Below are 26,692 nucleotides of genomic sequence, written 5' to 3' on the forward strand. Positions count from 1 at the left end.
GTGCCCCCACCGCATTGGCTCCCTCCTCCGCCTTGCAATCCACGGCACCAGACGACCCGGGCTATCCGGCCCTGATCCGCCGGACACCCCCTAGTCGCCCACGCGCTGGTGGGGGACGCGGAAGGCCAGAATGGCCATGTCGTCCGAGGCGGGTTCGGCCGCGAAGCGTTCCACCGCGCGCAGGACGCGGGAGGCGACGGCGCCGGCGGTAAGGCCCGTGCACGTCGTGAGGACCTCCGTGAGGCCGTCGTCCCCCAGCATGCGGGTGCCCTCGCGGCGTTCCGTCACTCCGTCCGTGACGCAGAGGAGGACGTCGCCCGGGTCCAGGGTGAGGGTCTGCTCGTAGAGGTCGAGGTCGTCGATCACGCCGAGCAGGGGCTGCGGGTCCGCGGCCGGGGTGACACGGCCGTCCGGGCGCAGGCGGAGGGGCAGCGGGTGGCCCGCGCACACGACCTTCATGAGGGCGCCGCCGTCCGGCTGCGGGTGGAGCTCCCCGTAGAGGAGGGTGAGGAAGCGGCTGCGGGCGCCCTCGTCGAGGATGGCCGCGTTGAGCCGCTCCAGCACCGCCGGGCCGCCGAGGCCCTCGCGGGCCAGGAGGCGCAGGGCGTGCCGGGCGAGGCCGGTGACGGCGGCAGCCTCGGGGCCCGTACCGCAGACGTCGCCGATGGCGAAGCCGTACGCTCCCTCGCGGATCGGGAAGACGTCGTAGAAGTCGCCGCCCACCTCGTTGCCCTCGCCGGCCGCGCGGTAGATGACCTCTACCTCCATGCCGGGGATGGCGGGGGAGCCGGGCGGGAGCAGGCTGCGCTGCAGGGAGCGGCTGATGGCGGTGCGTTCGGAGTAGAGGCGGGCGTTGTCGAGGGCGAGTGCGGCACGGCGGGAGAGGTCCTCGGCGAGTTCGAGGATCTCCTGGCGGAAGTGCTCCTCCGACGGCTTGCCGAGGGTGAGCATGCCGATCACGCGGTTGCGGGCCAGGAGGGGGAGGACGACGGTTTCCCCGCCGACCGCCGAGGCCGTCGCGGGCCACGGGCGGGCGCCGGCTTCGCGGACCGGTTCGGGCGGGCTGACGTGGGAGAGCAGGGCCTTGAGGCCGTCGATGCGCTCCTCGTCCTCGTGCAGGACGTACGAGAGGTACGGATCGGAGGACTGGTCGGCGATGGTGTAGACGGCGCACCACGTGGCCAGGGTCGGGACGGTCATCTGGGCCATGAGGGCCAGGGTCTGGTCCCGGTCGAGGGTGCCGGCGAGCAGGTCGGAGGCCTCCACGAGGAAGGACAGGGAGCCGCGGCGCAGGCGTTCCAGCTCGCCGAGGCGGGCGGACTCGACGGCGAGGGCGATGCGGTCGGCGGCGAACTGGAGGCGCAGCGCGTCGGCGTTGGAGTAGTGGCCGGGGTACTCGGTGGCGACGCCGAGCGAACCGGTGAGCCGGCCTTCGACCTTGAGCGGGACGGTGATCACCGAGCGCATGCCGGTGGCCTCCAGGAGCGGGACGGCTCCGGGGACGGCGGCGAGGTCGTCGTGGACGGCGGGCATGCGGGCGGAGCCGTACCGGTTGGTGCCGGCCTCGACGGGGACGCGGGCGAAGCGCTGGCGGGTGGAGGGGAGCCCGGTCGTGGCGCGGACTTCGAGCTCCGTCTCGTCGTCGGTGGCCAGCAGCAGGAAGGCGGAGTCGGCGTCGAGCATGTCGCGGGCGCGTTCGACGGTGCGCTGGAGGAGTCCGTCGAGGTCATCGGGGGCGGGAGAGCCGATGAAGACCTCGAAGGGGTCCGCGGGGCGGGGCTCGGTGAGCTGGAGGCTGTCGGAGGGTGCCGCCCGTACGGGGGTCTGGAGCAGGGCCCGCTCGTCGTCGTGGACCAGCAGGCAGACGATGGAGGGCTCTCCGTGGGCATCGCGGACCCGCAGGTGGGAGGCGTACACGGGGATCACGCGGCCGTCGGCGCCGCGGATGCCGTAGCTGCCCTCCCAGCGGGACAGGCGCAGGGCCTCGGCGATGCCGGTGCCCGTGCCGGGGGTCTGGGGCCAGGCGGCGAGTTCGGCGAGCGGGCGGCCGACGACCTTCTCGGCGGAGTAGCCGAAGACGTGCTCGGCGTCCTCGTTCCAGGCGGAGATGGAGTCGGAGGCGTCGATCTGGAGGACGGCGACGCGGACCCGGCTGTCGGCGAGGGGGAGGAGCCGGTCCGGGACGACGGGTCCGGCGGAGCGGGTACCGACCGGCCGGTCCGGGAGGTCGAGCCGGAACCACACGTGCTTGTGGGTGGCGGTGTACTCGACGCCCCAGCGGGTGGCGAGGGCGGCGCAGAGCATCAGCCCGCGGCCGTTCTCGCGGTCGGGGTCGGCGTACGGGCGCTCTCCGGGGTGCTGGAGCGGGAGCTCGCGCTCCGGATACCGGTCGGCGATCTCGACCCGTACCCCGTCCCCGGAGCGCAGGCACAGGACCTCGGCCCTGGTGCCGGCGTGGACCACGGCGTTCGTGACGAGCTCGCTGGTGAGCACGACGGCGTCGTCGACGATGTCCGCGAAGCCCCAGCCCTGCAGGGTGTCGCGGACGAACGCTCGGGCCGCGGCGACCGAGCGCCCGAGGGGGTCGAAGCTGGCAGCCGCCCGAGCCGTGATCACGAGTCTCCTTCGACGCGGTGGGACATCGGATGCCAGGTTACTTACCTTCGCGGGCGGCTTGGTGCCGTCGTCCGGGATTCCACCCGCGGGGTGCGGCCGGTGTGCGATGGTGCCGAAGTGTTATGGCCAGGTTCGGCCAGGATGAAACACTGGGCAGGATCGGATAGCCGGGCGTGCGACTCGCCGGGTGTCGGTGGAACAGCGGTCGACCCTTCGGGAGGGACACGGTGGAGTCTGGCGCAGCGGTGCGGCGTACGGGAACGCGCCCGAAAGGCGGGAGGTCCCGCCGGAACGGCACGACGGAAGTCGATACCGCCGCCCTGAACCGGCTGCTCACGGCCCTGGTGTCGATGCGGGACGGGAATTTCCGCAAGCGGCTGACGGTGTCCGGCGAGGGCGTGATGGCGGAGATCGCCGCCGTCTACAACGAGGTCGCCGACCGCAATCTCCATCTGACGGGAGAGATCTCCCGGGTGCGGCGGATGGTGGGCCGTGAGGGCAAGCTCAGCGAACGGCTGGAAACCGGTGCCTGCGAGGGCTCCTGGGCGGCCGCGATCGATGCCTCGAACCAGCTGGTGGACGATCTCGTCCGGCCGGTGTCCGAGGTGGGCCGGGTGCTGTCGGCGGTCGCCGAGGGTGATCTGGACCAGCGGATGGACCTGCGGACGCAGACGGCGGACGGGGCGGGGCATCCGCTGCGCGGTGAGTTCCTGAAGGTCGGGCGTACGGTCAACAACCTGGTCGACCAGCTGTCCGCGTTCACCGACGAGGTGACGCGCGTGGCGCTGGAGGTGGGTACCGAGGGCAAGCTCGGTGGTCAGGCCCAAGTACGCGGAATGTCGGGTTCTTGGAAGGATCTGACCGACTCCGTCAACACGATGGCGTACCGGCTCACCGCTCAGGTGCGTGATATTGCTCTCGTCACGACGGCCGTGGCGAAGGGCGATCTGTCGCGCAAGGTCACGGTGCACGTGGCCGGCGAGATGCTCCAGCTGAAGAACACCGTGAACACGATGGTGGACCAGCTGTCGTCGTTCTCCTCCGAGGTGACGCGGGTCGCCCGGGAGGTGGGCACGGAGGGTGAGCTCGGCGGTCAGGCGAAGGTGCCCGGGGTCGCCGGCGTGTGGAAGGACCTGACCGACTCCGTCAACACGATGGCGGGCAACCTGACGGCCCAGGTGCGGGGGATCGCGCAGGTCACGACGGCTGTCGCCAATGGCGATCTGTCGCAGAAGGTACGGGTCAGCGCGCGCGGCGAGGTGGCGCAGCTGGCCGAGACGATCAATCAGATGACGGAGACGCTGCGGACCTTCGCGGACGAGGTCACCCGGGTGGCCAGCGAGGTCGGGGCGAAGGGTCTGCTCGGCGGCCAGGCGCAGGTGCCGGGTGCGGCGGGTACGTGGAAGGACCTCACCGACTCGGTGAACACGGTCTTCCGCAACCTGACCACGCAGGTACGGGACATCGCGCAGGTGACGACGGCCGTGGCCAACGGCGATCTGTCGCAGAAGGTCACCGTCGACGTGGCCGGCGAGATGCTGGAGTTGAAGAACACCGTCAACACGATGGTGGACCAGCTCCAGTCCTTCGGTGCGGAAGTGACGCGGGTGGCCCGCGAGGTCGGCGTCGAGGGTGAACTGGGCGGCCAGGCGCAGGTGCCGGGTGCGGCGGGTACGTGGAAGGACCTCACCGACTCGGTGAACACCGCCTTCCGCAACCTCACCGGCCAGGTGCGCAACATCGCGCAGGTGACGACCGCGGTGGCGAACGGCGACCTGTCGCAGAAGGTCACCGTGGACGTCTCGGGCGAGATGCTCCAGCTGAAGAACACCGTGAACACGATGGTGGACCAGCTCTCCAGCTTCGCCGACCAGGTCACGCGGATGGCGCGGGACGTGGGCACGGAGGGCCGCCTCGGCGGCCAGGCCAGGGTCGAGGGGGTGTCCGGCACCTGGAAGGAGCTCACCGACTCCGTCAACTTCATGGCCGGCAACCTGACCTCCCAGGTGCGGCAGATCGCCCAGGTGACGACGGCGGTGGCCCGGGGTGATCTCTCCCAGAAGATCGACGTGGATGCGCGCGGCGAGATCCTGGAGCTGAAGAACACCATCAACACCATGGTCGACCAGCTCTCGGCCTTCGCCGAGCAGGTGACCCGGGTGGCCCGGGACGTGGGCACGGAGGGCCGCCTCGGCGGCCAGGCGCAGGTGCCCGGCGTGGCCGGCGTGTGGCGTGACCTCACGGACTCGGTGAACGGCATGGCCGGAAACCTGACCTCGCAGGTGCGCAACATCGCGCAGGTCGCGACGGCGGTGGCCCGGGGTGATCTCTCCCAGAAGATCGACGTGGATGCGCGCGGCGAGATCCTGGAGCTGAAGAACACCCTCAACACGATGGTGGACCAGCTCTCGAACTTCGCGGAGCAGGTGACCCGGGTGGCCCGCGAGGTGGGTACCGAGGGCATCCTGGGCGGCCAGGCGGAGGTGAAGGGGGTCTCCGGGACGTGGAAGGACCTCACGCAGTCCGTCAACTTCATGGCGAACAACCTGACGTCGCAGGTGCGCAACATCGCCGAGGTGACGACGGCGGTCGCCATGGGCGATCTCTCCAAGAAGATCACCGTGGATGCCAAGGGCGAGATCCTCGAGCTGGTCACGACCGTCAACACGATGGTGGACCAGCTGTCGTCGTTCGCGGAGCAGGTGACGCGGGTGGCCCGTGAGGTGGGTTCCGAGGGCATCCTCGGCGGCCAGGCCCGGGTGCGCGGGGTGACGGGCATCTGGAAGGACCTGACGGACAACGTCAACCTGATGGCGAACAACCTGACCTCGCAGGTGCGCAACATCTCGCAGGTGTCGGCGGCGGTCGCCAACGGCGATCTGACGAAGAAGGTCACGGTGGAGGCGCGCGGCGAGGTCGCGCAGCTCGCCGACACGGTCAACACGATGGTGAAGACCCTGTCCTCGTTCGCGGACGAGGTCACGCGCGTGGCCCGCGAGGTGGGTACGGAGGGCCGGCTCGGCGGTCAGGCGCATGTGCCGGGGGTGTCCGGGACGTGGAAGGACCTCACCGATTCGGTGAACTTCATGGCCTCCAACCTCACCGGTCAGGTACGGCAGATCGCCATGGTCACGACCGCCATCGCCAAGGGCGACATGACCAAGAAGATCGACATCGACGCGCGCGGCGAGATCCTGGAGCTCAAGACCACGATCAACACGATGGTCGACCAGCTGTCCTCGTTCGCCGACCAGGTGACGCGGGTGGCCCGCGAGGTGGGCACCGAGGGGATCCTGGGCGGGCAGGCGCGGGTCCGGGACGTGGACGGCACCTGGCGCGACCTCACGGAGTCCGTGAACGAGATGGCCGGGAACCTGACCCGGCAGGTGCGCGCGATCGCGGCCGTGGCCACCGCGGTGACCCGCGGCGACCTCAACCTGAAGATCGACGTGGATGCGTCGGGCGAGATCCAGGTCCTCCAGGACAACATCAACACGATGATCGCGAACCTGCGCGACACCACCTTGGCCAACAAGGAGCAGGACTGGCTGAAGGGCAACCTCGCCCGGATCTCCGCCCTGATGCAGGGCCGCCGCGAGCTGGACGACGTGGCCTCGCTGATCATGAGCGAGCTGACCCCGGTGGTCTCGGCGCAGCACGGGGCGTTCTTCCTCGCGCTTCCGTCGGGCGGTACCACCGAGATCGGGACCGAGGGCGGTCCCGACGGGTCGTACGAGCTGCGGATGCGCGGGAGTTACGCGTACGCGGGCGGTCAGATGCCCATGTCCTTCCGGCCGGGGGAGGGGCTGATCGGGACCGTCGCCGAGGAGAAGCGGACGATCCTCGTCGAGAACACCCCGCCCGGTTATCTGAAGATCTCCTCGGGGCTCGGGGAGGCGCCGCCGGCGCATGTGATCGTGCTGCCGGTGCTGTTCGAGGGGAAGGTGCTCGGCGTCATCGAGCTGGCGTCGTTCCAGCCGTTCACTCAGATCCAGAAGGACTTCCTGAGCCAGATCGCCGAGATGATCGGTACGAGCGTCAACACGATCAGCGTCAACTCCAAGACGGAGATGCTGCTCAAGCAGTCCCAGGAGATGACCGAGCAGCTGCGCGAACGCTCCGACGAGCTGGAGAACCGGCAGAAGGCGCTCCAGGCCGCGAACGCGGAGCTGGAGGAGAAGGCGGAGCTGCTGGCGCAGCAGAACCGGGACATCGAGGTGAAGAACACCGAGATCGAGGAGGCCCGGCAGGTCCTGGAGGAGCGCGCCGAGCAGCTCGCGGTCTCGATGCGCTACAAGTCCGAGTTCCTGGCGAACATGTCGCACGAGCTGCGTACGCCGCTCAACTCGCTGCTGATCCTGGCCAAGCTGCTCGCGGACAACGCGGACGAGAACCTGTCGCCGAAGCAGGTGGAGTTCGCGGAGACCATCCACGGTGCGGGTTCGGACCTGTTGCAGCTGATCAACGACATCCTGGACCTGTCGAAGGTCGAGGCGGGGAAGATGGACGTCTCGCCGACCCGGATCGCGCTGGTCCAGCTCGTGGACTACGTGGAGGCCACTTTCCGGCCGCTGACCGCGGAGAAGGGCCTGGACTTCTCGGTACGGGTCTCCCCGGAGCTGCCCGCGACCCTGCACACGGACGAGCAGCGGTTGCTCCAGGTGCTGCGCAACCTGCTGTCGAACGCGGTGAAGTTCACCGACACCGGCGCGGTGGAGCTGGTGATCCGGCCCGCCGGGGCGGACGTGCCGACGGCGATCCGGGAGCAGCTGCTGGAGGCCGGTTCGCTGCGGGAGGCGGATGCGGACCTGATCGCCTTCTCGGTGACGGACACGGGGATCGGGATCGCGGCGAGCAAGATGCTGGTGATCTTCGAGGCGTTCAAGCAGGCCGACGGGACCACCAGCAGGAAGTACGGCGGTACGGGCCTGGGGCTGTCCATCAGCCGGGAGATCGCCCGATTGCTGGGCGGGGAGATCCACGCGGCGAGCGAGCCCGGCCGAGGGTCCACGTTCACGCTGTACCTGCCGCTGCACCCGAGCGAGCTGCCGCCGCAGGGGTACGCGCCGCCGACCCCCGGCGGCGGCCGGGGCGAGGTGTACCGCAGGCAGGTCGACGGGGCGCGGCCCGCGCTGCCGGCGCCCCCGGCGGCGCCCGTCTCCGTGCAGCAGGTGCAGCCGCAGCACGTGCGGCCCGCGCTGCCGGCCGCCGAGCCGGTCGGGCAGGGGCAGGGCGGGGCCGCGCTGTTCCGGCGGCGGCGCAAGGCGCTGAGCGACCTGGAGCCGCGGACGGCGGTGCCGGGGCAGCCGAACGCGCTGGGGTCCGACAACGGTTGGGCCAACCCGGAGGAGGAACTTCCGGTGGTGCCCCGGACGTACGACTTCCACGGTGAGAAGGTGCTCATCGTGGACGACGACGTCCGCAACGTCTTCGCGCTGACCAGCGTGCTGGAGCAGCACGGGCTGGCGGTGCTGTACGCGGAGAACGGCCGGGAGGGCATCGAAGTGCTGGAGCAGCACGACAACGTGACCGTCGTGCTGATGGACATCATGATGCCCGAGATGGACGGGTACGCCACGACTTCGGCGATCCGGCGGATGCCGCAGTTCGCCGGGCTGCCGATCATCGCGCTGACGGCGAAGGCGATGAAGGGGGACCGGGAGAAGGCGATCGATTCCGGTGCTTCCGACTATGTCACCAAGCCGGTCGACCCGGACTATCTGCTGTCGGTGATGGAACAGTGGATGCGCGGCAAGTGATCGATTGCGGAGCGCTCTGATACCAATTGCTGACTGACTGTGGCGAAAACGGTGTGGGAGGGCGGGAGACGGGGAACCTTCTGCTCCCCCACACCGTTTCTGCTTGGTGCACAGTGACATCCTGGTGACAGGGTGTGGCGATCTCGGGACTGGGGCTACGATGACCGGCACAAGGACGGACGGCGCAAGGATGCCGTCCTCTTCTGGGGCGGGGCCCGGCGTACCGGCCGGTGCCAGGAGCCGGGGAGGCCCCATGCCGGGGCGAGGAGGACAGGGCATGGTGCAGAAGGCCAAGATCCTCCTGGTCGACGACCGGCCGGAGAATCTGCTGGCGCTGGAGGCCATCCTCTCCGCGCTCGATCAGACACTGGTCCGGGCGTCGTCGGGGGAGGAAGCGCTCAAGGCGCTGCTGACGGACGATTTCGCGGTCATCCTGCTGGATGTGCAGATGCCCGGGATGGACGGATTCGAGACGGCCGCGCACATCAAGCGGCGCGAACGGACCCGGGACATCCCGATCATCTTCCTCACCGCGATCAACCACGGTCCGCACCACACGTTCCGCGGCTACGCGGCCGGCGCGGTGGACTACATCTCCAAGCCTTTCGACCCGTGGGTGCTGCGGGCCAAGGTCTCGGTGTTCGTGGAGCTGTACACGAAGAACTGCCAGCTCAGGGAGCAGGCGGCGCTGCTGCGGCTCCAGCTGGAGGGCGGCTCCAACGGCGACGGCAGCAGGGAGACGGCCGGCCTGCTGGCCGAGCTCTCCGCGCGGCTCGCCGCGGTCGAGGAGCAGGCCGAGGCGCTGACCAAGCAGCTCGGCGAGGAATCGGCCGATGCGGCGGTCGTGGCGACCGCGGCCCACCTGGAGCGCAAGCTCACCGGACTGCGGCGGGCGCTCGACGCGCTGGAGCCGGGGACCGGCGGGGGAGCGCCGGTGCTGCCCGCGCAGAACTGAGCGCTGAGCGGGCCGGTGTACGGGGCGTCGTACCGGGCCGCCTGGGCGGGTGTCAGGTCTGGCGGTGTGTCAAAGCGCTGATGCGGTACGCGACACGAACGGGTGAAGGGGTGGGCACGCGTGTCCACCGGCGCGCACACCGGTAACCTCGGCCTCATGGCCTCACGTACGTCCGGCAAGGGTTCCCAGAGCACTGCGGGCACCGCGAAGGGCCGCACCGGCCGGACGACGGCGCCGGCCAAGAAAGCGGCTCCCGCACGCAAGCCTGCCGCGAAGAAGGCCGCGGCGGGCCGGCGCGCCCCCGCCAAGAAGGCGGCGCCCAAGCCCGCGCCGTCCCCGACCGGGGGCGTGGTGCGGCTGGTGCGCGCCGTGTGGCTGGGCTGCGCGCACGCGGTCGGCGCGGTCTTCCGCGGGGTGGGCCAGGGGGCCAAGAACCTCGACCCCGCCCACCGCAAGGACGGCATCGCGCTGCTGTTGCTCGCCCTCGCGCTGATCGTCGCCGCCGGTACCTGGTCGAACCTGAGCGGTCCCGTCGGGGACCTGGTCACCATGCTGGTCACCGGCGCCTTCGGGCGGCTGGATCTGCTCGTGCCGATCCTGCTCGGCGTCATGGCGGTACGTTTCATCCGCCATCCCGAGCAGCCCGACGCCAACGGCCGGATCGGCGTCGGCCTCACCGCGCTCGTCATCGGGGTGCTCGGCCTCGTGCACATCGCCTGCGGGGCGCCCGGCCGGGACGAGGGCACGACCGCCATGCAGAACGCGGGCGGACTGATCGGCTGGGGCGCCTCCAAGCCGCTGATCTTCACCATGGGCGCGCCGCTGGCGGTGCCGATGCTGGTGCTGCTCACGATCTTCGGGCTGCTCGTGGTGACGGCGACCCCGGTGAACGCGATCCCGCAGCGGCTGCGGCGGCTCGGCATCCGGCTGGGGATCATCGCCCCCAACCAGTACGACGAGGGGTTCGGGGAGGACGGCGCCGCCGACCGGCACGACCCCGAGCAGTGGCGGGCCCGCTCGGCGCGCGCGGCCGATCCCGCTGATCCTGCCGGCCTTGCCGGCCCTGCCGACGCCGCCGAGGAGCAGGCGCCCGCCCGGCGGCGCCCGCGGCGGACCCCGGCCCGTCCGGCCCGGGACCGGGAGATGGACGCCGTCGACGTGGCCGCGGCGGCCGCCGCCGCACTGGACGGCGTGGTGCTGGGCGGGATGCCGCCCTCGCCGCTGGTCGCCGACCTCACGCACGGGATCTCCGCCCCGCGCGCGGGTGCGGAGATCAGCGCTTCGGTGCCGCCCGCCCGGGGGGAGCGGCCCAAGGCCGCCGCCCCGGAGCGGGCCGAGCCGCCGCACGACACCACCGCCGCGGCTTCCGGGACCTTGTCGGTGCCGGACCTCACCAAGGCGCCCCCGCCGCCCCAGCCGCTTCCGCCCCGCGCCGAGCAGCTCCAGCTGCGGGGGGACATCACGTACGCCCTGCCCTCGCTCGACCTGCTCGAGCGCGGCGGACCGGGCAAGACCCGCAGCGCCGCCAACGACGCGGTCGTCGCCTCGCTGACCAACGTCTTCACCGAGTTCAAGGTCGATGCCCGTGTCACCGGCTTCACCCGGGGTCCGACGGTGACCCGCTACGAGGTGGAGCTCGGCCCGGCCGTCAAGGTCGAGCGGATCACCGCGCTCGCGAAGAACATCGCGTACGCGGTGGCCTCGCCGGACGTCCGGATCATCAGCCCCATCCCGGGCAAGTCGGCTGTCGGCATCGAGATCCCGAACACCGACCGCGAGATGGTCAACCTGGGGGACGTGCTCAGACTGGCGGACGCGGCCGAGGACGACCACCCGATGCTGGTGGCACTCGGCAAGGACGTCGAGGGCGGCTACGTCATGGCCAACCTCGCGAAGATGCCGCACGTGCTCGTCGCCGGCGCGACCGGTTCCGGAAAGTCCTCCTGCATCAACTGCCTGATCACCTCGGTGATGGTGCGGGCCACCCCGGAGGACGTCCGGATGGTGCTCGTGGACCCCAAGCGGGTGGAGCTGACGGCGTACGAGGGCATCCCGCACCTGATCACGCCGATCATCACCAACCCCAAGCGGGCCGCCGAGGCTCTCCAGTGGGTCGTCCGCGAGATGGACCTGCGCTACGACGACCTGGCCGCCTTCGGATACCGGCACATCGACGACTTCAACCGGGCCATCCGGGACGGCAAGATCACACTGCCGCCGGGCAGCGAGCGGGAGCTCAGCCCGTACCCGTACCTGCTGGTGATCGTCGACGAGCTCGCCGACCTGATGATGGTGGCCCCGCGCGACGTCGAGGACTCGATCGTCCGGATCACCCAGCTGGCCCGCGCCGCCGGCATCCACCTCGTGCTCGCCACCCAGCGGCCCTCGGTGGACGTGGTCACCGGCCTGATCAAGGCGAACGTGCCCTCGCGGCTCGCGTTCGCCACCTCCTCGCTGGCCGACAGCCGGGTCATCCTCGACCAGCCGGGCGCCGAGAAGCTGATCGGCAAGGGCGACGGGCTGTTCCTGCCGATGGGCGCGAACAAGCCGGTCCGCCTCCAGGGCGCCTTCGTCACCGAGGACGAGATCGCCGGGATCGTGCAGCACTGCAAGGACCAGATGGCGCCCGTCTTCCGGGACGACGTCACCGTCGGGCAGAAGCAGAAGAGGGAGATCGACGAGGAGATCGGCGACGACCTGGACCTGCTGTGCCAGGCGGCCGAGCTGGTCGTCTCCACCCAGTTCGGGTCGACCTCGATGCTCCAGCGCAAGCTCCGGGTGGGCTTCGCCAAGGCCGGCCGGCTCATGGACCTGATGGAATCGCGGGGGGTCGTCGGACCGAGTGAGGGTTCGAAGGCGCGCGACGTCCTGGTGAAGGCGGACGAGCTGGACGGGGTCCTCGCCGTCATCCGCGGGGAGGACCATCCGTAAGGAAATCGGCGGGCACATCAGGAGCAAATCGGGGGCAACCGTTTCCCTTGGACCCGCGTCTAGTTGAGGGAGATGGCGGTTCCGCGTGCTGCGCCGGGCTGCTGCACCGCCCCGGACGCCCGGTCGCCATTCGGATGGCGTAGGAAGTCCACCCTCCGGTTGCTCCTCCCTTTCGTCACCCCCCTAGACTGGACATCCAGCAGGTGGCTACACGCTCGAAAGGCGCCCTCGTGTCCATCGGCAACTCCAACTCCCCCGAAGATGAGCAGCCTTCGACCGGCGACCGGTCCGAGGACCGCATCATCGAACCCGCAGTCGAAGGACCGTCCATCGGGACGGCTCTGAAGAAGGCCCGGATCGCCGCCGGGCTCACTGTCGACGAGGTCAGTTCCACCACCCGCGTACGCATCCCGATCGTGCACGGGATCGAAGCTGACGATTTCACGCGGTGCGGCGGCGACGTCTACGCCCGCGGTCACATCCGTACGCTCGCCCGTGCCGTCCACCTCGATCCGGAACCCCTGGTCGAGGCGTACGACGCTGCCCACGGCGGCCGGCCCGCACCCACGCCCGCCGCGCCGATGTTCGATGCCGAGCGGATCCGTCCCGAGCGGCAGCGGCCCAACTGGACCGCGGCCATGGTCGCCGCCATCGTCGCCGTGATCGGCTTCGTGGGCTTCACCGCCTTCGGCGGCGGCGACGCGAAGGACAAGCGGCCGGTGGCGGAAGGTTCCGCCTCCCCGCAGGCCGCGCCCAAGCAGTCGGCCGGGAAGCCGGCCGCCCAGCCCCAGCAGACCCCGAAGGCGCCCAAGCCGGAGCCTTCGGACAGTGCCATCGCCGCCGCGCCCAAGGACCTCGTCACGGTCGTCCTGACGGCCAACGACGGCGAGAGCTGGATCTCCGCGAAGGACCACAGCGGCCGGCTGCTGTTCGACGGGACGCTGGCCCCGGGTGAGTCCAAGACCTTCACGGACAAGGAGTCCATCGACCTCGTTCTCGGCGACGCCGGGGTCGTGAAGCTCTTCGTGAACGGCAAGGAGATCAAGGACGAATTCCGGCCGGGTCAGGTGGAACGCCTCACATACACCAAGGACGACCCCCGCCAGGGAGAGGCACAGGCGGGCTGATATGGCGGTGAATCCTTGATTCCGGGTCCCCGGGGTGCTGCGCCGCACCCCGGGGATCTTGGTTTACCGGGACTTGGGGCGGGGGTCGGCGTTTGGACAAAGTAGTCTTGAGTCCATGCCCGAACGCCGTACCGTCGCCCTTGTCACTCTTGGCTGCGCCCGTAACGAGGTGGACTCGGAGGAGCTCGCAGGCCGCTTGGCGGCGGATGGCTGGGAGCTCGTCGAGGACGCCGCCGATGCGGACGTAGCCGTCGTCAACACCTGCGGCTTTGTCGAAGCCGCCAAAAAGGACTCCGTAGACGCCCTGCTGGAAGCCAACGATCTCAAGGATCACGGCAAGACCCAGGCCGTCGTCGCCGTCGGCTGTATGGCCGAGCGCTACGGCAAGGAGCTCGCCGAGGCGCTCCCCGAGGCCGACGGCGTGCTCGGCTTCGACGACTACGCCGACATCTCCGACCGCCTCCAGACCATCCTCAACGGCGGCATCCACGCCTCCCACACCCCGCGCGACCGGCGCAAGCTGCTGCCGATCAGCCCCGCGGCCCGCCAGGACGCCGAGGTGGCCCTGCCCGGCCACGCGCAGGAGCCGGTGGCCGAGGCCCCCGCCGACCTGCCGGACGGGGTCGCGCCCGCCTCCGGGCCGCGCGCGCCGCTTCGCCGCCGCCTGGACAAGAGCCCGGTCGCCTCGGTCAAGCTCGCCTCCGGCTGCGACCGCCGCTGCTCCTTCTGCGCCATCCCGTCCTTCCGCGGCTCCTTCATCTCCCGCCGCCCCGGCGACGTGCTGGGCGAGACGCGCTGGCTCGCCGAGCAGGGCGTCAAGGAGATCATGCTGGTCTCCGAGAACAACACCTCGTACGGCAAGGACCTCGGCGACATCCGCCTGCTGGAGACCCTGCTGCCCGAGCTGGCCGGGGTGGACGGCATCGAGCGCGTCCGCGTCAGCTACCTCCAGCCCGCCGAGATGCGGCCCGGCCTGATCGACGTACTGACCTCGACCCCCAAGGTCGTGCCGTACTTCGACCTGTCGTTCCAGCACTCGGCCCCCGACGTGCTGCGCGCCATGCGCCGCTTCGGCGACACCGACCGGTTCCTGGAGCTGCTGGACACCATCCGCACCAAGGCCCCGCAGGCCGGCGTCCGGTCCAACTTCATCGTCGGCTTCCCCGGCGAGAAGGAGTCGGACTTCGCCGAGCTGGAGCGGTTCCTCACCCACGCCCGGCTCGACGCGATCGGGGTCTTCGGCTACTCCGACGAGGACGGCACCGAGGCCGTCACGTACGACGGCAAGCTGGACGAGGACACGATCGCCGAGCGGCTCGCGCACATGCAGCGGCTCGCCGAGGAGCTCACCTCGCAGCGCGCGGAGGAGCGGATCGGCGAGACCCTGGAGGTGCTCGTCGAGTCCGTCGAGGCGTTCGACGGAGCTGAGGACGAGGCGGACGGTGAGGGTGCCTACGGGCGTGCCGCGCACCAGGCGCCCGAGACCGACGGCCAGGTCGTCTTCACGGACGGCACGGGCCTGGTACCCGGTCGCATGGTGACGGCGAAGGTGGTCGGCACGCTGGGCGTGGACCTGGTGGCCGAGCCCCTGCACCTCGAGGAGGCGGCCGGATGACCGGAGTCCCGGCATCTGCGGCGGGCGGGACCGGCCGCCGGCCGGCGCCCGGCGCGAAGCTGGGGGCTGCGGCGGTCAATCAGGCCAGCCTGTGGAACATCGCCAACATCCTGACGATGATCCGGCTCGTCCTGGTGCCGGGATTCGTGCTGCTCCTCCTCGCCGACGGCGGGTACGACCCGGTGTGGCGGGCGCTGGCGTGGGCCGCGTTCGCCGTCGCCATGATCACGGACATCTTCGACGGGCACCTGGCCCGTACGTACAACCTGGTCACGGACTTCGGGAAGATCGCCGACCCCATCGCCGACAAGGCGATCATGGGGTCGGCGTTGATCTGCCTCTCCTGGCTGGGCGACCTGCCCTGGTGGGTGACCGGGGTGATCCTCGGGCGGGAACTCGGGATCACGCTCATGCGTTTCTGGGTCATCCGGTACGGAGTGATTCCCGCCAGCCGGGGCGGCAAGCTCAAGACCCTGGCCCAGGGCACGGCGGTGGGCATGTACGTGCTCGCGCTGACCGGGCCGCTGGCGACCATGCGCTTCTGGGTGATGGCGGTCGCCGTCGTGCTGACCGTGGTCACCGGTTTGGACTACATCCGCGAGGCCGTGGTGCTGCGGCGCAAGGGTCTGGAAGCGGAGCGGGCCGCGAGGTGACAAACGCGGTGGGGGAATCTCCGGTGGCCGGTGGGGCGGCTTCGGACGCCGCGCAGCCGTTCGCCGGGGCCCGGGACACCGACACCCTCGCCGCGGAAGTGCTGAATCTCCTTGCGGAGAGTGACCAGACGCTCGCCGTCGCCGAGTCGCTGACGGGCGGGATGGTCGCCGCGGAGCTCACTGCCGTCGCCGGGGCCTCCCGTTCCTTCCGCGGTTCGATCACGGCGTACGCGACGGAGCTGAAGCACCGGCTCCTGGGGGTGGACGCGGGGCTGCTTGCCGCCGAAGGGGCGGTGAACGCGCAGGTCGCAGCCGAGATGGCGGCCGGGGTGCGGCGTGTGCTGGGGGCTTCGTGGGGGATCGCGACCACCGGGGTGGCCGGTCCGGACCCGCAGGACGGGCAGCCGGTGGGCACCGTTTTCATCGCCGTCGCGGGTCCCGCGGGCAGGAAGACCGTCCCGCTGAGGTTGAACGGCTCCCGTGCGGAAATCCGTAGGGAGAGTGCACGGACAGTGCTCGAACTGCTCTCGAGCGAACTCCGCGAGAATGCGCGGGGGCAGGATACGGAACAGAACGGGGGGATTTGATGTTTGCAGCCCTGAGTGAACACGACATAGCTCCCCGCACGGCCGCGGCGCGAGGCGGTACGGTGGGGCGTGAAGGATGCGGCTACACGGTCAGAGGAGGGAGCCACCGATGATTCTGCTCCGTCGCCTGCTGGGTGACGTGCTGCGTCGGCAGCGCCAGCGCCAGGGCCGTACTCTGCGCGAAGTCTCCTCGTCCGCCCGAGTTTCTCTCGGCTATCTCTCCGAGGTGGAGCGGGGGCAGAAGGAGGCATCCTCCGAGCTGCTCTCCGCGATCTGCGACGCGTTGGACGTACGGATGTCCGAGCTGATGCGCGAAGTCAGTGACGAGCTGTCGCTGGCTGAGCTGGCGCAGTCGGCCGCGGCAAGCGAACCGGTGACGGTGCCGGTCCGCCCGATGCTCAATTCGGTCTCCGTGACTTCGGTCGCGGGCGGGCCGGAGCGGGTGACCATCAAGGCGCCTGCGGAAGCGGTGAATGTCGTAGCCGCGTGAGCTCGAGTGCGCGAGCTGTGAAGAAATGAGCGTGGCCGGAGCCCCGGTCGGTGTGTGATGCGCCGGCCGGGGCTCCGCGCCGTCTGCTGCGCTTGCTCGTACGGGGCTTTGAGGCGGGGCCGGGGCGCGGGGGAGCCCTGGGCTAGCGGCCGGGCGGCTGCGTGCCGTGCCGAGCCGTTCTGGGTGCGGGGTCGGAGGGGGTGCGGGAGGATGGACCAGTCCGGTTCCCCGGCCGCTGGGAGGTAGCCGTGCGGCGGTTACTCATACCCCTCGCGCTGGCGATGGGCGTGCTGTGGTGGTGGGCGGTGTTGCGGCTGGCGCTGGCGTCGGCCGAGTCGGGGCCGGTCGAGGGTGCGGTCGCCGTGGGCGGCTGGGGGCTCGGCCTGCTCCCGGTGCACTGCACACCGGGGCCCCTGCGCAGGGCCCGGCGGGCGGCGGCCGACGGGGCGGCGGAAGACGGGGCGGCGGCGGAAGAGGCGGCTACCAGGGCATCGACACTCCGCCGTTCGGGCGCAGGATCTGGCCCGTCATGAAGGACGAGGCGTCCGAGGCGAGGTAGAGCACGGCATGGGCGATGTCCTCGGGCTCGCCGACCCGGCGCAGGGGTGACATCCGGACCATCGCGGCCTCGGTCTGCTCCCGGACCTCGGGGCTGTGCCGGCCGGTCATCGGGGTGCGGATCCAGCCCGGGGCGACGGCGTTGACGCGGATGCCGTGGGGGCCGGCCTCGGTGGCGAGGGTCTTGGTGAGCTGGACGACGGCTGCCTTGGCGGCGCTGTAGCAGAGCAGGCCGGGCTGGGCGGCGTCGACGGCGCCGGAGGCCATGGTGATGATCGAACCGGGGCGGCCGGCCGCGATCATGGCGCGCGCGGCCTCCTGGCAGGTGCGCAGGATTCCCTTGAAGTTGATGTCCAGGACCCGGTCGAGGTCCTCGTCGGCCGTCTCCAGGACGGTGCTGGTGTGCATGATCCCGGCGATGGCGGCGGTGATGTCGAGCGGTCCGGCGGCTGCGACGGCGGCGCGCAGGGCGGCGCGGTCGGTGACGTCGAGGGGGTGGACGGTGGCGGATCCGCCGGCCTTGGCGACGAGGGCCGCCGTCTCGGCGAGGCCCTGCTCGTCGCGGTCCGCGCAGTGCACGGCGGCGCCCGCCCCGGCGAGGAGGACGGCGGTGGCGCGGCCTATGCCGCTCGCGGCGCCGGTGATCAGTGCGGTCCGGCCGGTGAGGTCGTACGGGGCTCTGGGTGTGGGCATGCCGGGACCGTACGACCGGATCTGACGGAGCGTCAACTACGGGGTGGGGCCGGATTGGCAGCGGGGGCACCAGTACGCCGGGCGGCCGTCCTGTGCGGCCTCGCGGACGGGGGTGCCGCAGCGCAGGCAGGGGCGGTGTGTGCGGCCGTACACGAAGAGCTCCTGGCCGGGGCGGCGGCTGCCGGTGGTGTTGCGGATCGGGCGGTCGCCGGTGTTGGCGCGCAGCAGGCGGTGGGCGGCGCCGGCCAGGCGGACGGCGGTGGTTTCGGGGTCGGGGAGGTCGCCGACCGGCGTCCAGGGGGTGACCTGGGCAAGGAAGCAGAGCTCGCACTTGTAGATGTTGCCGATGCCGGCCAGGTTGTGCTGGTCGAGCAGGGCCTCGCCGAGGGGGCGCCCGGGGGTGGCGAGGAGGTTGGCGGCGGCCTTGCCGGCGTCCCAGTCCGGGCCGAGGAGGTCGGGGCCCAGGTGGCCGACGGCGCGGTCTTCGTCCGCGGTGCGCAGGAGTTCGAGCACGGGCAGGCGGTACCCGACCGCGGTGTGGGTGGCGGTGCCGAGGACCGCGCGGATCTCATGGACGGGCCCGCCGTGCCATTTCTGGTCTGCGGTGAAGACGTGCCAGGCGCCGTCCATGCCGAGGTGGGTGTGGAGGGTGAGGCCGCCCTCGAAACGGGCGAGGAGGTGTTTGCCGCGCGGGGTGACGTCCAGGGTGGTGCGGCCGGTGAGGTCGGCGGTGGCGAATCGCGGGACGCGCAGGTCGCTGCGGGTCAGCTCGTGGCCGGCCAGGGCCGCGTGCAGCCGGGCTGCCGCGCGCCAGACGCTGTCTCCTTCGGGCATGACCCCATTGTGGCCCCGGGCAGGGGTGGCGGCGCGGCTCCGGGGGAGGGGCGGGACGGCAGGAACCCCTGTGGCGGGATGCCGCCACAGGGGTTCCGTGCTCAGGAGCGGCAAGGGCCTGGTGGGGCGCTCGCCGGTTCCGGTACTACTTCCAGTACAGGGGCTTGCTGTTGTTCAGGCTGTTGTACGGGTCGCCCCAGTACATGGCGCCGGCGACCTTGGTCTGGGCGGACGGGGCCAGCGCGATCGCGCAGCCCGTCTGCGTCTTGCCGTTGGTGAAGCCCTTCGGCAGCGACTCGTGCGGGCACTTGTCGAAGTTGCCGATGATCGACACGTCCTGCGCCTCGCTGCCGTCGCTGAGCGTGCCCTTGAAGTGGCCCACAGAGCTGAAGGACAGGTCCGTGGAGCCGACGTTCTTGACGGTGTAGCGGACGAAGTAGGGGACCATCCCCTTGACCTTGTCACCGAGCTTGAGCGCGTCCAGGTCGGAGGCCTGGCCCTGCTCGACCGCGGTCACGGTGAGGGTGATATCGCCCGCGGTGCTCCCGCTCTTGAACGGGACCTGCGCGGCCTCGCCGATCTTGAACGTCTGGCCCGGCTTCGCGATGCCGCCGGCCGGGGCCGCGGCGCCGCCGCCGGTCGAGCCGGCGCTGGCCGCGGCGCTGGGTGCCGCGGAGCCATAACCGTCCGCCCCGGAGCTCGGCTGGGCGGCGGGCGAGCTCGGCTGGGTGGACGGGGCCGCCGCCTCCTCGTTGCCGTTCTTGCAGCCCGTGAGGGTGAGGGTACCGGCAACTGCCAGACCGATGACGCCCGTTGCCGCTCGACGCATGCTGATGTTGCTCACTCTTTTCTTCTCCCCCATGAATGTGCACACGGCTGGGAATCGCCCTGTGCGTTGTCTTCCTGGATCTTGATAGTCGATCCAGGAGAGCCTCCGCCAGTTCGGAGGCCGCTTCGTGACATGCCCAGTACATAAGTGGAACGTAAGTGGAACCCTCGGTACGACGGGGGGCTGGGTCAGCCCCCGGGAGTACCGTCCTCACGAGCGCAGGCGCAGGCCTCGCGGGGTCGCGTGGAAACCGGCGGCCTCCAGGGCCGGGCCCAGGGGTGAGGTCAACGCCGGGGCGGCGTTGATGCGTTCCACCGTGAGCGCCGGGAGGGCGCCCATCCGGGAGGCCGCCGCCACGGCCGCGGTGGCCGCCGCGAGACGGGGGTCCTCCGCCGGAGGCCAGGCCAGCAGCGTCTTGCCGCCCCGCTCCAGGTACAGGACGAGCTCGCCGTCGACCAGGACCACCAGCGAGCCCGCCTTGCGGCCCGGCTTGTGGGTGGCCCCGGCCGGCGGCTCCGGCCAGGGCAGGGCCGCCCCGTACGCGTTCGCCGGATCGGCGGCCGCCAGGACCACCGCCGCCAGCGGGGGCGGGGTCCGCTCGGCCGACCGCAGCCGGTCCACCGCTCCGTCCATCGCGAACTGGGCCGCGCCCAGCCCCTCCACCACATAACCCCGGCGGGCCTGCCCGCTGTCCTCGAAGGCCGACAGGACGCGGTACACCGCGCTGAAGCCGCCCTCCACGCCCTCGGCGGCCACCGCGCCCCGGGTGACCACGCCGTGCCGGTCCAGCAGGGTCCGGGCCAGTGCGTGGGCCCGGTGGGTGGGGTCGGGGGCCTGGGAGGGCAGCAGCGACCAGCGGCCGGAGACCGTGGGCGGGCCCGGGCGGGACACCTGCGCGCTGAGCGTCCCGTACCGGCCGCGCGGGACGGTGCGCCGGGCCCGGTGGGCGGTGGCGCCCGCCGTACGGCCAGAACCGAGCAGGGAGCGCAGCGGGGACAGGGTGTCGTTCGTCAGCCGGCCCGACCAGGCCAGGTCCCAGACGGCCTCGGACAGTTCGAGGTCCGTGGCCTCGGACCACTTGGCGCGGACCGATTCCGCGAGCTGGCGGAAGAACAGCCCGTACCCGCCGGACAGGGTGTCGAGGATCGACTGGTGAAGGGGCGTCAGCTCCAGCGGGTGCGGCGGGGGCAGCAGCAGCGGGGCGGCGTCCGCCAGGTAGAGCGAGACCCAGCCGTCCTTGCCCGGGAGGGCCCCGGCGCCCGCCCAGACCACCTCCCCGGTGGTGGTGAGCTCGTCCAGCAGCGTCGGGGAGTACCCCGTGACCCGCGAGGGGAGGATCAGCCGCTCCAGCGCCGACGCGGGGACCGGGGCGCCCTGGAGCTGTTCGACGGCCCGGGCCAGGCCGTCGATGCCGCGCAGGGCCCCGCCCAGGTGCTGCCACTGCGGCAGGAACGTGGCCAGGGAGGCCGGCGGGACCGGCTCCAGCTCCTGGCGCAGCGCCGCCAGGGAGCGGCGGCGCAGCCTGCGCAGCACGGTGGCGTCGCACCACTCCTGGCCGATGCCCGCCGGGTGGAACTCGCCCTGGACCACCCGGCCCGCCGCCGCGAGCCGGTGCAGGGCGCCCTCCGTCACCGCTGCGCCCAGGCCGAAGCGGGCCGCCACGGCGGCCGTCGTGAACGGCCCATGGGTGCGGGCGTACCGGGCCAGGAGGTCGCCGAGCGGGTCCTTGACCGGCTCGGTGAACGCCTCCGGGACGCCGACCGGGAGCGCCGTGCCCAGCGCGTCGCGCAGCCGGCCCGCGTCCTCGATCGCCGCCCAGTGGTCCGCGCCGCCGATCCGGACCGCGATGGCCCGGCGGGCCCGGGCCAGCGCCTTCGGCCAGGCCGGGTCGGCGCCCCGCTCGGCCAGTTCGGCCGTGGTCAGCGGGCCGAGCAGGCGCAGCAGGTCGGCGACCGACTCGGCGTCCTTGGCCCGCCGGTCCTCGGTGAGCCACTGGAGCTCCCGCTCCAGCTCCTCCAGCACCTCCGCGTCGAGCAGTTCGCGCAGCTCCGCCTGGCCGAGCAGCTCCGCCAGCAGGCGGGAGTCCAGCGAGAGCGCGGCCGCCCTGCGCTCGGCGAGCGGCGAGTCCCCCTCGTACAGGAACTGGGCGACGTACCCGAAGAGCAGCGACCGGGCGAAGGGGGACGGTTCGGCGGTGGTGACCTCGACCAGGCGGACCCGGCGCGCCTCGATGTCCCCCATCAGTTCCGTCAGGCCGGGCACGTCGAACACGTCCTGGAGGCATTCCCGTACGGCTTCCAGCACGATCGGGAACGAACCGAACTCCGACGCCACCTGGAGCAGCTGGGAGGCCCGCTGGCGCTGCTGCCACAGCGGCGTGCGCTTGCCGGGACTGCGGCGCGGCAGCAGCAGGGCGCGCGCCGCGCATTCGCGGAACCGGGAGGCGAACAGGGCGGACCCGCCCACCTGGTCGGTGACGATCTGGTTGATCTCGCCGTGGTCGAAGGCGACGTCCGCGGCGCCCAGCGGGGCCTGCTCGTCGTCGAACTCGAAGGCGTGCGGGGCCGAGGGGTCGTGGTCGAGCAGGTCCATGGAGAGCAGGTCCGCGTCGGGCAGCCGCAGCACGATCCCGTCGTCCGCGTGCATGACCTGCGCGTCCATCCCGTACCGCTCGGCGAGGCGGGCGCCGAGGGCCAGCGCCCACGGGGCGTGGACCTGGGCGCCGAAGGGGGAGTGGACGACGACCCGCCAGTCGCCGAGCTCGTCGCGGAACCGCTCGACCACGATGGTCCGGTCGTCCGGGACGTGGCCGCAGGCCTCGCGCTGCTCCGCGAGGTAGGCGAGGACGTTCTCCGCGGCCCAGGCGTCGAGGCCGGCCGCCAGCAGGCGCAGCCGGGCGTCCTCGTCGGGCAGGCCGCCGAGCTCGCGCAGGAACGCACCGACCGCGCGCCCCAGTTCGAGGGGGCGGCCCAGCTGGTCGCCCTTCCAGAACGGCAGCCGGCCGGGGACCCCGGGGGCGGGGGAGACCAGGACCCGGTCGCGGGTGATGTCCTCGATCCGCCAGGAGGTGGTGCCCAGGGTGAACACGTCCCCCACGCGGGACTCGTAGACCATCTCCTCGTCGAGCTCGCCGACCCGGCCGCCGCCCTTCTTCGGGTCCGCGCCCGCGAGGAAGACGCCGAACAGCCCGCGGTCGGGGATGGTGCCGCCGGAGGTGACCGCGAGCCGCTGGGCTCCGGGCCGGCCGGTGATCGTCCCCGCGACCCGGTCCCACACGACCCGTGGTCTGAGCTCCGCGAACGCGTCGGACGGGTAGCGGCCCGCCAGCATGTCCAGGACCGCGGTGAACGCCGACTCCGGCAGCGCCGCGAACGGCGCCGCCCGCCGCACCAGCGCCAGCAGCTCGTCCAGCTGCCAGGTGTCCATCGCGGTCATCGCGACCAGCTGCTGCGCGAGGACGTCGAGCGGGTTCGACGGGATGCGCAGCGACTCGATTGACCCGGTGCGCATCCGCTCGGTGACCACGGCCGCCTGGACCAGGTCCCCGCGGTACTTGGGGAACACGACCCCCGTGGAGACCGCGCCCACCTGGTGCCCGGCCCGGCCCACGCGCTGGAGTCCGGAGGCCACCGAGGGCGGGGACTCCACCTGCACCACCAGGTCCACGGCGCCCATGTCGATGCCCAGTTCCAGACTGGAGGTGGCAACCACGGCGGGCAGCCGGCCCGCCTTGAGATCCTCCTCCACCAGCGCCCGCTGCTCCTTGGAGACCGAGCCGTGGTGTGCCCGCGCCAGCAGCGGCGGGGCGCCCTGGGCGGCCCCCGACTGGGCCATGATCTCGGCCGGCGGCGACCCGTCGGGCAGTTTCTCGCCCATGGCGCGCTCGTACGCGATCTCGTTCAGCCGGTTGCACAGGCGCTCGGCGAGGCGGCGCGAGTTGGCGAAGACGATCGTGGAACGGTGCGCCTGGACCAGGTCCGCGATCCGCTCCTCCACATGAGGCCAGATCGAGGGCTTGTCTCCGCCGTCCTTCCCCTCGGTGGCAGGCGAGCCGCCCAACTCGCCCATGTCCTGCACCGGGACGACCACCGACAGGTCGAACTCCTTCGCCGAGGGCGGCTGGACGATCTCGGCCTTGCCGCGCGGCGCGAGGTACCGGGCCACCTCGTCCACCGGCCGGACCGTCGCCGACAGCCCGATCCGGCGCGCCGGGCGGGGCAGCAGCTCGTCCAGCCGCTCCAGGGACAGGGCCAGGTGCGCGCCGCGCTTGGTCCCCGCGACCGCGTGCACCTCGTCCAGGATCACCGTCTCGATGCCCGCGAGTGCATCGCGCGCCGCCGAAGTCAGCATCAGGAACAGCGACTCCGGCGTGGTGATCAGGATGTCCGGCGGCCGGGTGGCCAGCGCCCGCCGCTCCGCCGGCGGGGTGTCCCCCGAGCGGATCCCCACCCGGATCTCCGGCTCGGGCAGGCCCAGGCGGACCGACTCCTGGCGGATACCGGTCAGCGGGCTGCGCAGGTTCCGCTCGACATCGACCGCGAGGGCCTTCAGCGGGGACACGTACAGCACCCGGCAGCGCTTCTTGGGCTCGGCGGGCGGCGGGGCGGACGCGAGCTGGTCGAGGGCGGCGAGGAAGGCGGCCAGGGTCTTGCCGGAGCCGGTCGGTGCCACGACGAGCACGTCGGAGCCCTCCCGGATGGCCCGCCACGCTCCCTCCTGCGCGGAGGTGGGCGAGGCGAAGGCCCCCGTGAACCAGGAGCGGGTCGCGGGGGAGAACGAATCGAGTGCAGAGCCGGCCATGCCCCCATCCTGCACCCGGGCACCGACAAGGGCCCCGGACCTGGGAAAACACCCGGACCGGGCAAGGCGCAGAATGGGGGAATGGCGGATGAGCGGGAGTGGGCCCGGCACTGGCGGTACGCGGAACTGCCCGGGCTGGACCTGCTGCGCGCCCACTACGTACGCCACACCTTCCCGCGCCACGCCCACGACGGGTACGTCATCGCGGCGGTGACCGGCGGCGTCGAGGAGGTCGGCCTGCCCGGCGGCATCGTGCGGGCCGGGCCGGGGAGCGTGGTCCTGATCAACCCCGAGGTGCCGCACACCGCGCGGGCCGGGGTCCCGGAGGGCTGGGCGTACGCCACCCTGTACCCCTCCCGGGAGCTGATCGCCGAGGTGGCCGCGGAGATCGCCGGCCTGCGCGGGAACCCCGGCTTCACCGCCGACTCGGTCCCCGACCCGCAGACCTCGCACGTGATCACCGAGGTGCACCGGGCCGCCGAGGAAGGGAACGCGCTGGCCGCCGACACACTGCTGCGCGGCGCCGTGGCGCGGATGCTGACCCGGCACGCCGGGCCGCTGCCCGTCCGTACGGTCCGCAGCGCCGGCGCCGTCGACGCCGAGGCGGCCCGGGCGGTGCTCCAGGAGCGGATGGCGGACCCGCCGTCGCTGGACCGGCTGGCCGCGGAACTGGGGACCAGCCCGTTCGCCCTGCTCCGGGCCTTCCGGGAGCGGTACGGGATGCCGCCGCACACCTGGCTGACCGACGCCCGGGTCCGGCGGGCCCGCCGACTGCTGGACGCGGGCACCCCGCCGGCCGAGGCGGCCGTCGCCGTCGGCTTCACCGACCAGCCGCACCTGAACCGGCACTTCACCCGGATCGTGGGCGTCCCGCCGGGCGCCTACCGGCGGGAGCGGGCCGGTTAGGCTGCCCGCCGAGGATCCTGGTCTCGGAGGGGCGTACGGATGGACCGGCTGGAGCAGGCCCGGCTGCTGGGGGCGTACACGGCGCAGCTGCGCGGCCGGGTGCCCGAGCGGCCGCCGACGGGCGCCGTGGTGGAGCAGGACGGCCCCTTCGTCCGCACGCACTACGGCACACACGGGACGGTCGGTCACCGGCCGCTCGCGCACACCCCGCGCGCCGACCTGGCCGGGCTGGTGCGGCGGCAGCGGGAGGCCTTCGCGGCACGCGGCGAAGGCGCGCGGTGGAAGGTGTACGGGGAGGACCCGCCGGGTCTGGCGGAAGAGCTGGCCGCGGCCGGGTTCACGGCGGACGCCCCGCGCTCGCTGCTCGTCGCGGATCTCGCGCGGCTCGCGCCGGGCCGGGACCCCGAGCTCCGCTCGGTCTGGGGCCTCCGGGCGGATTCCCCTTGGCGGGCGCTGGCCGCCGCGAGCGGGCCGCACGCCAAGCCGTTCGCCGAGCTCGAGGCCGACCGCGGCTGGCGCTGCGACCCGGGGGACGTCTCCGTGCTGATCGAGCACGGGCGGGTGGTGGCCGCGGGCTGGATGGAGATCGCCCGCGGCACCGACTTCATGCTGGTCGGCGGGCTGACCGACCCCTCCACGGCCGCCGCCTTCGTACGGCACTGGGCGCCGCTCGGGGCTGCGAGCCACCACCGCCGGCGCGCTGCGGCGTACTGCGCCGCCGAGGCCGAGGGGGAGCTGCGCACGGCCCTGCTCGCGACGGGCTTCGCCGAGCTCACGACCGTACGCACCTTCCGGCTGGACCCGGCCGGGACCCCGGCCCGGACCCGGCCCGTACGGGAACTCGCGGGGTCGGACGAGGACGTGCTGTGGGACCGGCTGCGAAGCGAGTTCGGCTTCCGGACCAAGGTCGTGGACATGCCCGGCTTCGCCGCCCCGGGCCCGTCCGCCACCTGGCCGCTCGGCGACCCCGAGGAGGAGCTGACCGATGCGCTGGACGGGATCGTCCTGCGCGGGCTGACGGCCGTCACCCCGGCCGGGGAGCAGGTGTGCTGGCTGGACTGGCAGCACCCCTGCTACGCCTTCGACCCCCACCGGGTCGGCGGCCCCGGGGAGCCGGAGTGTCCGGGCCAGGCGTATCCGGACGGCGACTTCTACCTCTATGTGGATCCCGGACTGCGCTTCGGCACCTTCGGCCACCCCTGGGAGCACACGCTGACCGTCTTCGGCGGGGGGCTGCTCGGCGCGGTGGAGGCGGGGCTGACCGCCCTGCTCGGTGAGCCCGTGCGGCGCCGGGGCTGAGCCCGCCCCCGCCCCCGTCCCGGTCCCCTGCCCCGGTCCC

16 protein-coding genes are annotated in these 26,692 nt (G+C 72.2%); 11 read left to right on the top strand and 5 right to left on the bottom strand.

The genetic code is table 11. From position 1 onward, the window contains the following. Positions 1–90: 90 nt before the first annotated feature. The gene (locus AB0I68_RS22915; protein ID WP_363179207.1) at positions 91–2,616 is read right to left on the bottom strand and encodes a SpoIIE family protein phosphatase; all 2,526 of its coding nucleotides are present in this window, start codon (positions 2,614–2,616) and stop codon (positions 91–93) included. Between the two features lie 227 nt (positions 2,617–2,843). On the opposite strand from AB0I68_RS22915, the gene AB0I68_RS22920 reads away from it, so the two are divergent. The 9 genes from AB0I68_RS22920 to AB0I68_RS22960 all read left to right on the top strand — a co-directional run bounded on the left by AB0I68_RS22920 (position 2,844) and on the right by AB0I68_RS22960 (position 17,266). Further along, positions 2,844–8,375, top strand: a complete 5,532-nt coding sequence (locus AB0I68_RS22920) for a HAMP domain-containing protein (protein WP_363179208.1) — start codon at positions 2,844–2,846, stop codon at positions 8,373–8,375. A 277-nt stretch (positions 8,376–8,652) separates the two neighbouring features. After that, positions 8,653–9,330, top strand: a complete 678-nt coding sequence (locus tag AB0I68_RS22925; RefSeq protein WP_363179209.1) for a response regulator — start codon at positions 8,653–8,655, stop codon at positions 9,328–9,330. A 156-nt stretch (positions 9,331–9,486) separates the two neighbouring features. After that, a complete protein-coding gene (locus tag AB0I68_RS22930; RefSeq protein ID WP_363179210.1) occupies positions 9,487–12,261 on the top strand; it encodes a DNA translocase FtsK in 2,775 nt (924 codons plus the stop codon). A 230-nt stretch (positions 12,262–12,491) separates the two neighbouring features. Then, complete coding sequence (locus AB0I68_RS22935; protein WP_363179296.1) at positions 12,492–13,388, top strand: RodZ domain-containing protein; 897 nt, start codon at positions 12,492–12,494, stop codon at positions 13,386–13,388. A gap of 115 nt (positions 13,389–13,503) precedes the next feature. Then, positions 13,504–15,003, top strand: coding sequence for a 30S ribosomal protein S12 methylthiotransferase RimO (gene rimO, locus AB0I68_RS22940; protein ID WP_363179211.1), 1,500 nt, complete (start codon positions 13,504–13,506; stop codon positions 15,001–15,003). Continuing rightward, positions 15,000–15,656, top strand: a complete 657-nt coding sequence (gene pgsA / locus AB0I68_RS22945; RefSeq protein WP_363179212.1) for a CDP-diacylglycerol--glycerol-3-phosphate 3-phosphatidyltransferase — start codon at positions 15,000–15,002, stop codon at positions 15,654–15,656. Before rimO ends, pgsA begins: the two co-directional genes overlap by 4 nt. 98 nt (positions 15,657–15,754) lie before the next feature. Continuing rightward, on the top strand, positions 15,755–16,243 hold the full coding sequence (locus tag AB0I68_RS22950) for a CinA family protein (protein ID WP_363179297.1): 489 nt from the start codon (positions 15,755–15,757) through the stop codon (positions 16,241–16,243). A gap of 109 nt (positions 16,244–16,352) precedes the next feature. Beyond that, positions 16,353–16,733 carry a helix-turn-helix transcriptional regulator gene (locus AB0I68_RS22955; protein ID WP_030301503.1) on the top strand — a complete coding sequence of 127 codons (381 nt, stop codon included), beginning with the start codon at positions 16,353–16,355 and terminating at the stop codon, positions 16,731–16,733. Between the two features lie 281 nt (positions 16,734–17,014). Continuing rightward, entirely contained in the window at positions 17,015–17,266 is a 252-nt protein-coding gene (locus AB0I68_RS22960) for a hypothetical protein (RefSeq protein ID WP_363179298.1), read from the top strand. On the opposite strand, the gene AB0I68_RS22965 is transcribed toward AB0I68_RS22960, so the two are convergent. The 4 genes from AB0I68_RS22965 to AB0I68_RS22980 form a co-directional block, all read right to left on the bottom strand. Then, the gene (locus AB0I68_RS22965) at positions 17,214–17,984 is read right to left on the bottom strand and encodes an SDR family NAD(P)-dependent oxidoreductase (RefSeq protein ID WP_363179213.1); all 771 of its coding nucleotides are present in this window, start codon (positions 17,982–17,984) and stop codon (positions 17,214–17,216) included. The two genes, AB0I68_RS22960 and AB0I68_RS22965, sit on opposite strands and share 53 nt — an antisense overlap. 36 nt (positions 17,985–18,020) lie before the next feature. After that, complete coding sequence (locus AB0I68_RS22970; protein WP_363179214.1) at positions 18,021–18,818, bottom strand: DNA-formamidopyrimidine glycosylase family protein; 798 nt, start codon at positions 18,816–18,818, stop codon at positions 18,021–18,023. Positions 18,819–18,963: 145 nt separating this feature from the next. Continuing rightward, positions 18,964–19,662, bottom strand: coding sequence for a hypothetical protein (locus AB0I68_RS22975; protein ID WP_363179215.1), 699 nt, complete (start codon positions 19,660–19,662; stop codon positions 18,964–18,966). Between the two features lie 195 nt (positions 19,663–19,857). Beyond that, a complete protein-coding gene (locus AB0I68_RS22980) occupies positions 19,858–24,447 on the bottom strand; it encodes an ATP-dependent helicase (RefSeq protein WP_363179216.1) in 4,590 nt (1,529 codons plus the stop codon). Between the two features lie 81 nt (positions 24,448–24,528). Here AB0I68_RS22980 and AB0I68_RS22985 point away from each other — a divergent pair, with 81 nt between their 5' ends. Continuing rightward, positions 24,529–25,353, top strand: coding sequence for an AraC family transcriptional regulator (locus AB0I68_RS22985; RefSeq protein ID WP_363179217.1), 825 nt, complete (start codon positions 24,529–24,531; stop codon positions 25,351–25,353). Between the two features lie 39 nt (positions 25,354–25,392). Next, on the top strand, positions 25,393–26,652 hold the full coding sequence (locus AB0I68_RS22990) for a DUF2716 domain-containing protein (RefSeq protein ID WP_363179218.1): 1,260 nt from the start codon (positions 25,393–25,395) through the stop codon (positions 26,650–26,652). Positions 26,653–26,692 lie beyond the last annotated feature (40 nt).

The sequence above is a fragment of the Streptomyces sp. NPDC050448 genome, assembly GCF_040655295.1.
Taxonomy (GTDB): domain Bacteria; phylum Actinomycetota; class Actinomycetes; order Streptomycetales; family Streptomycetaceae; genus Streptomyces.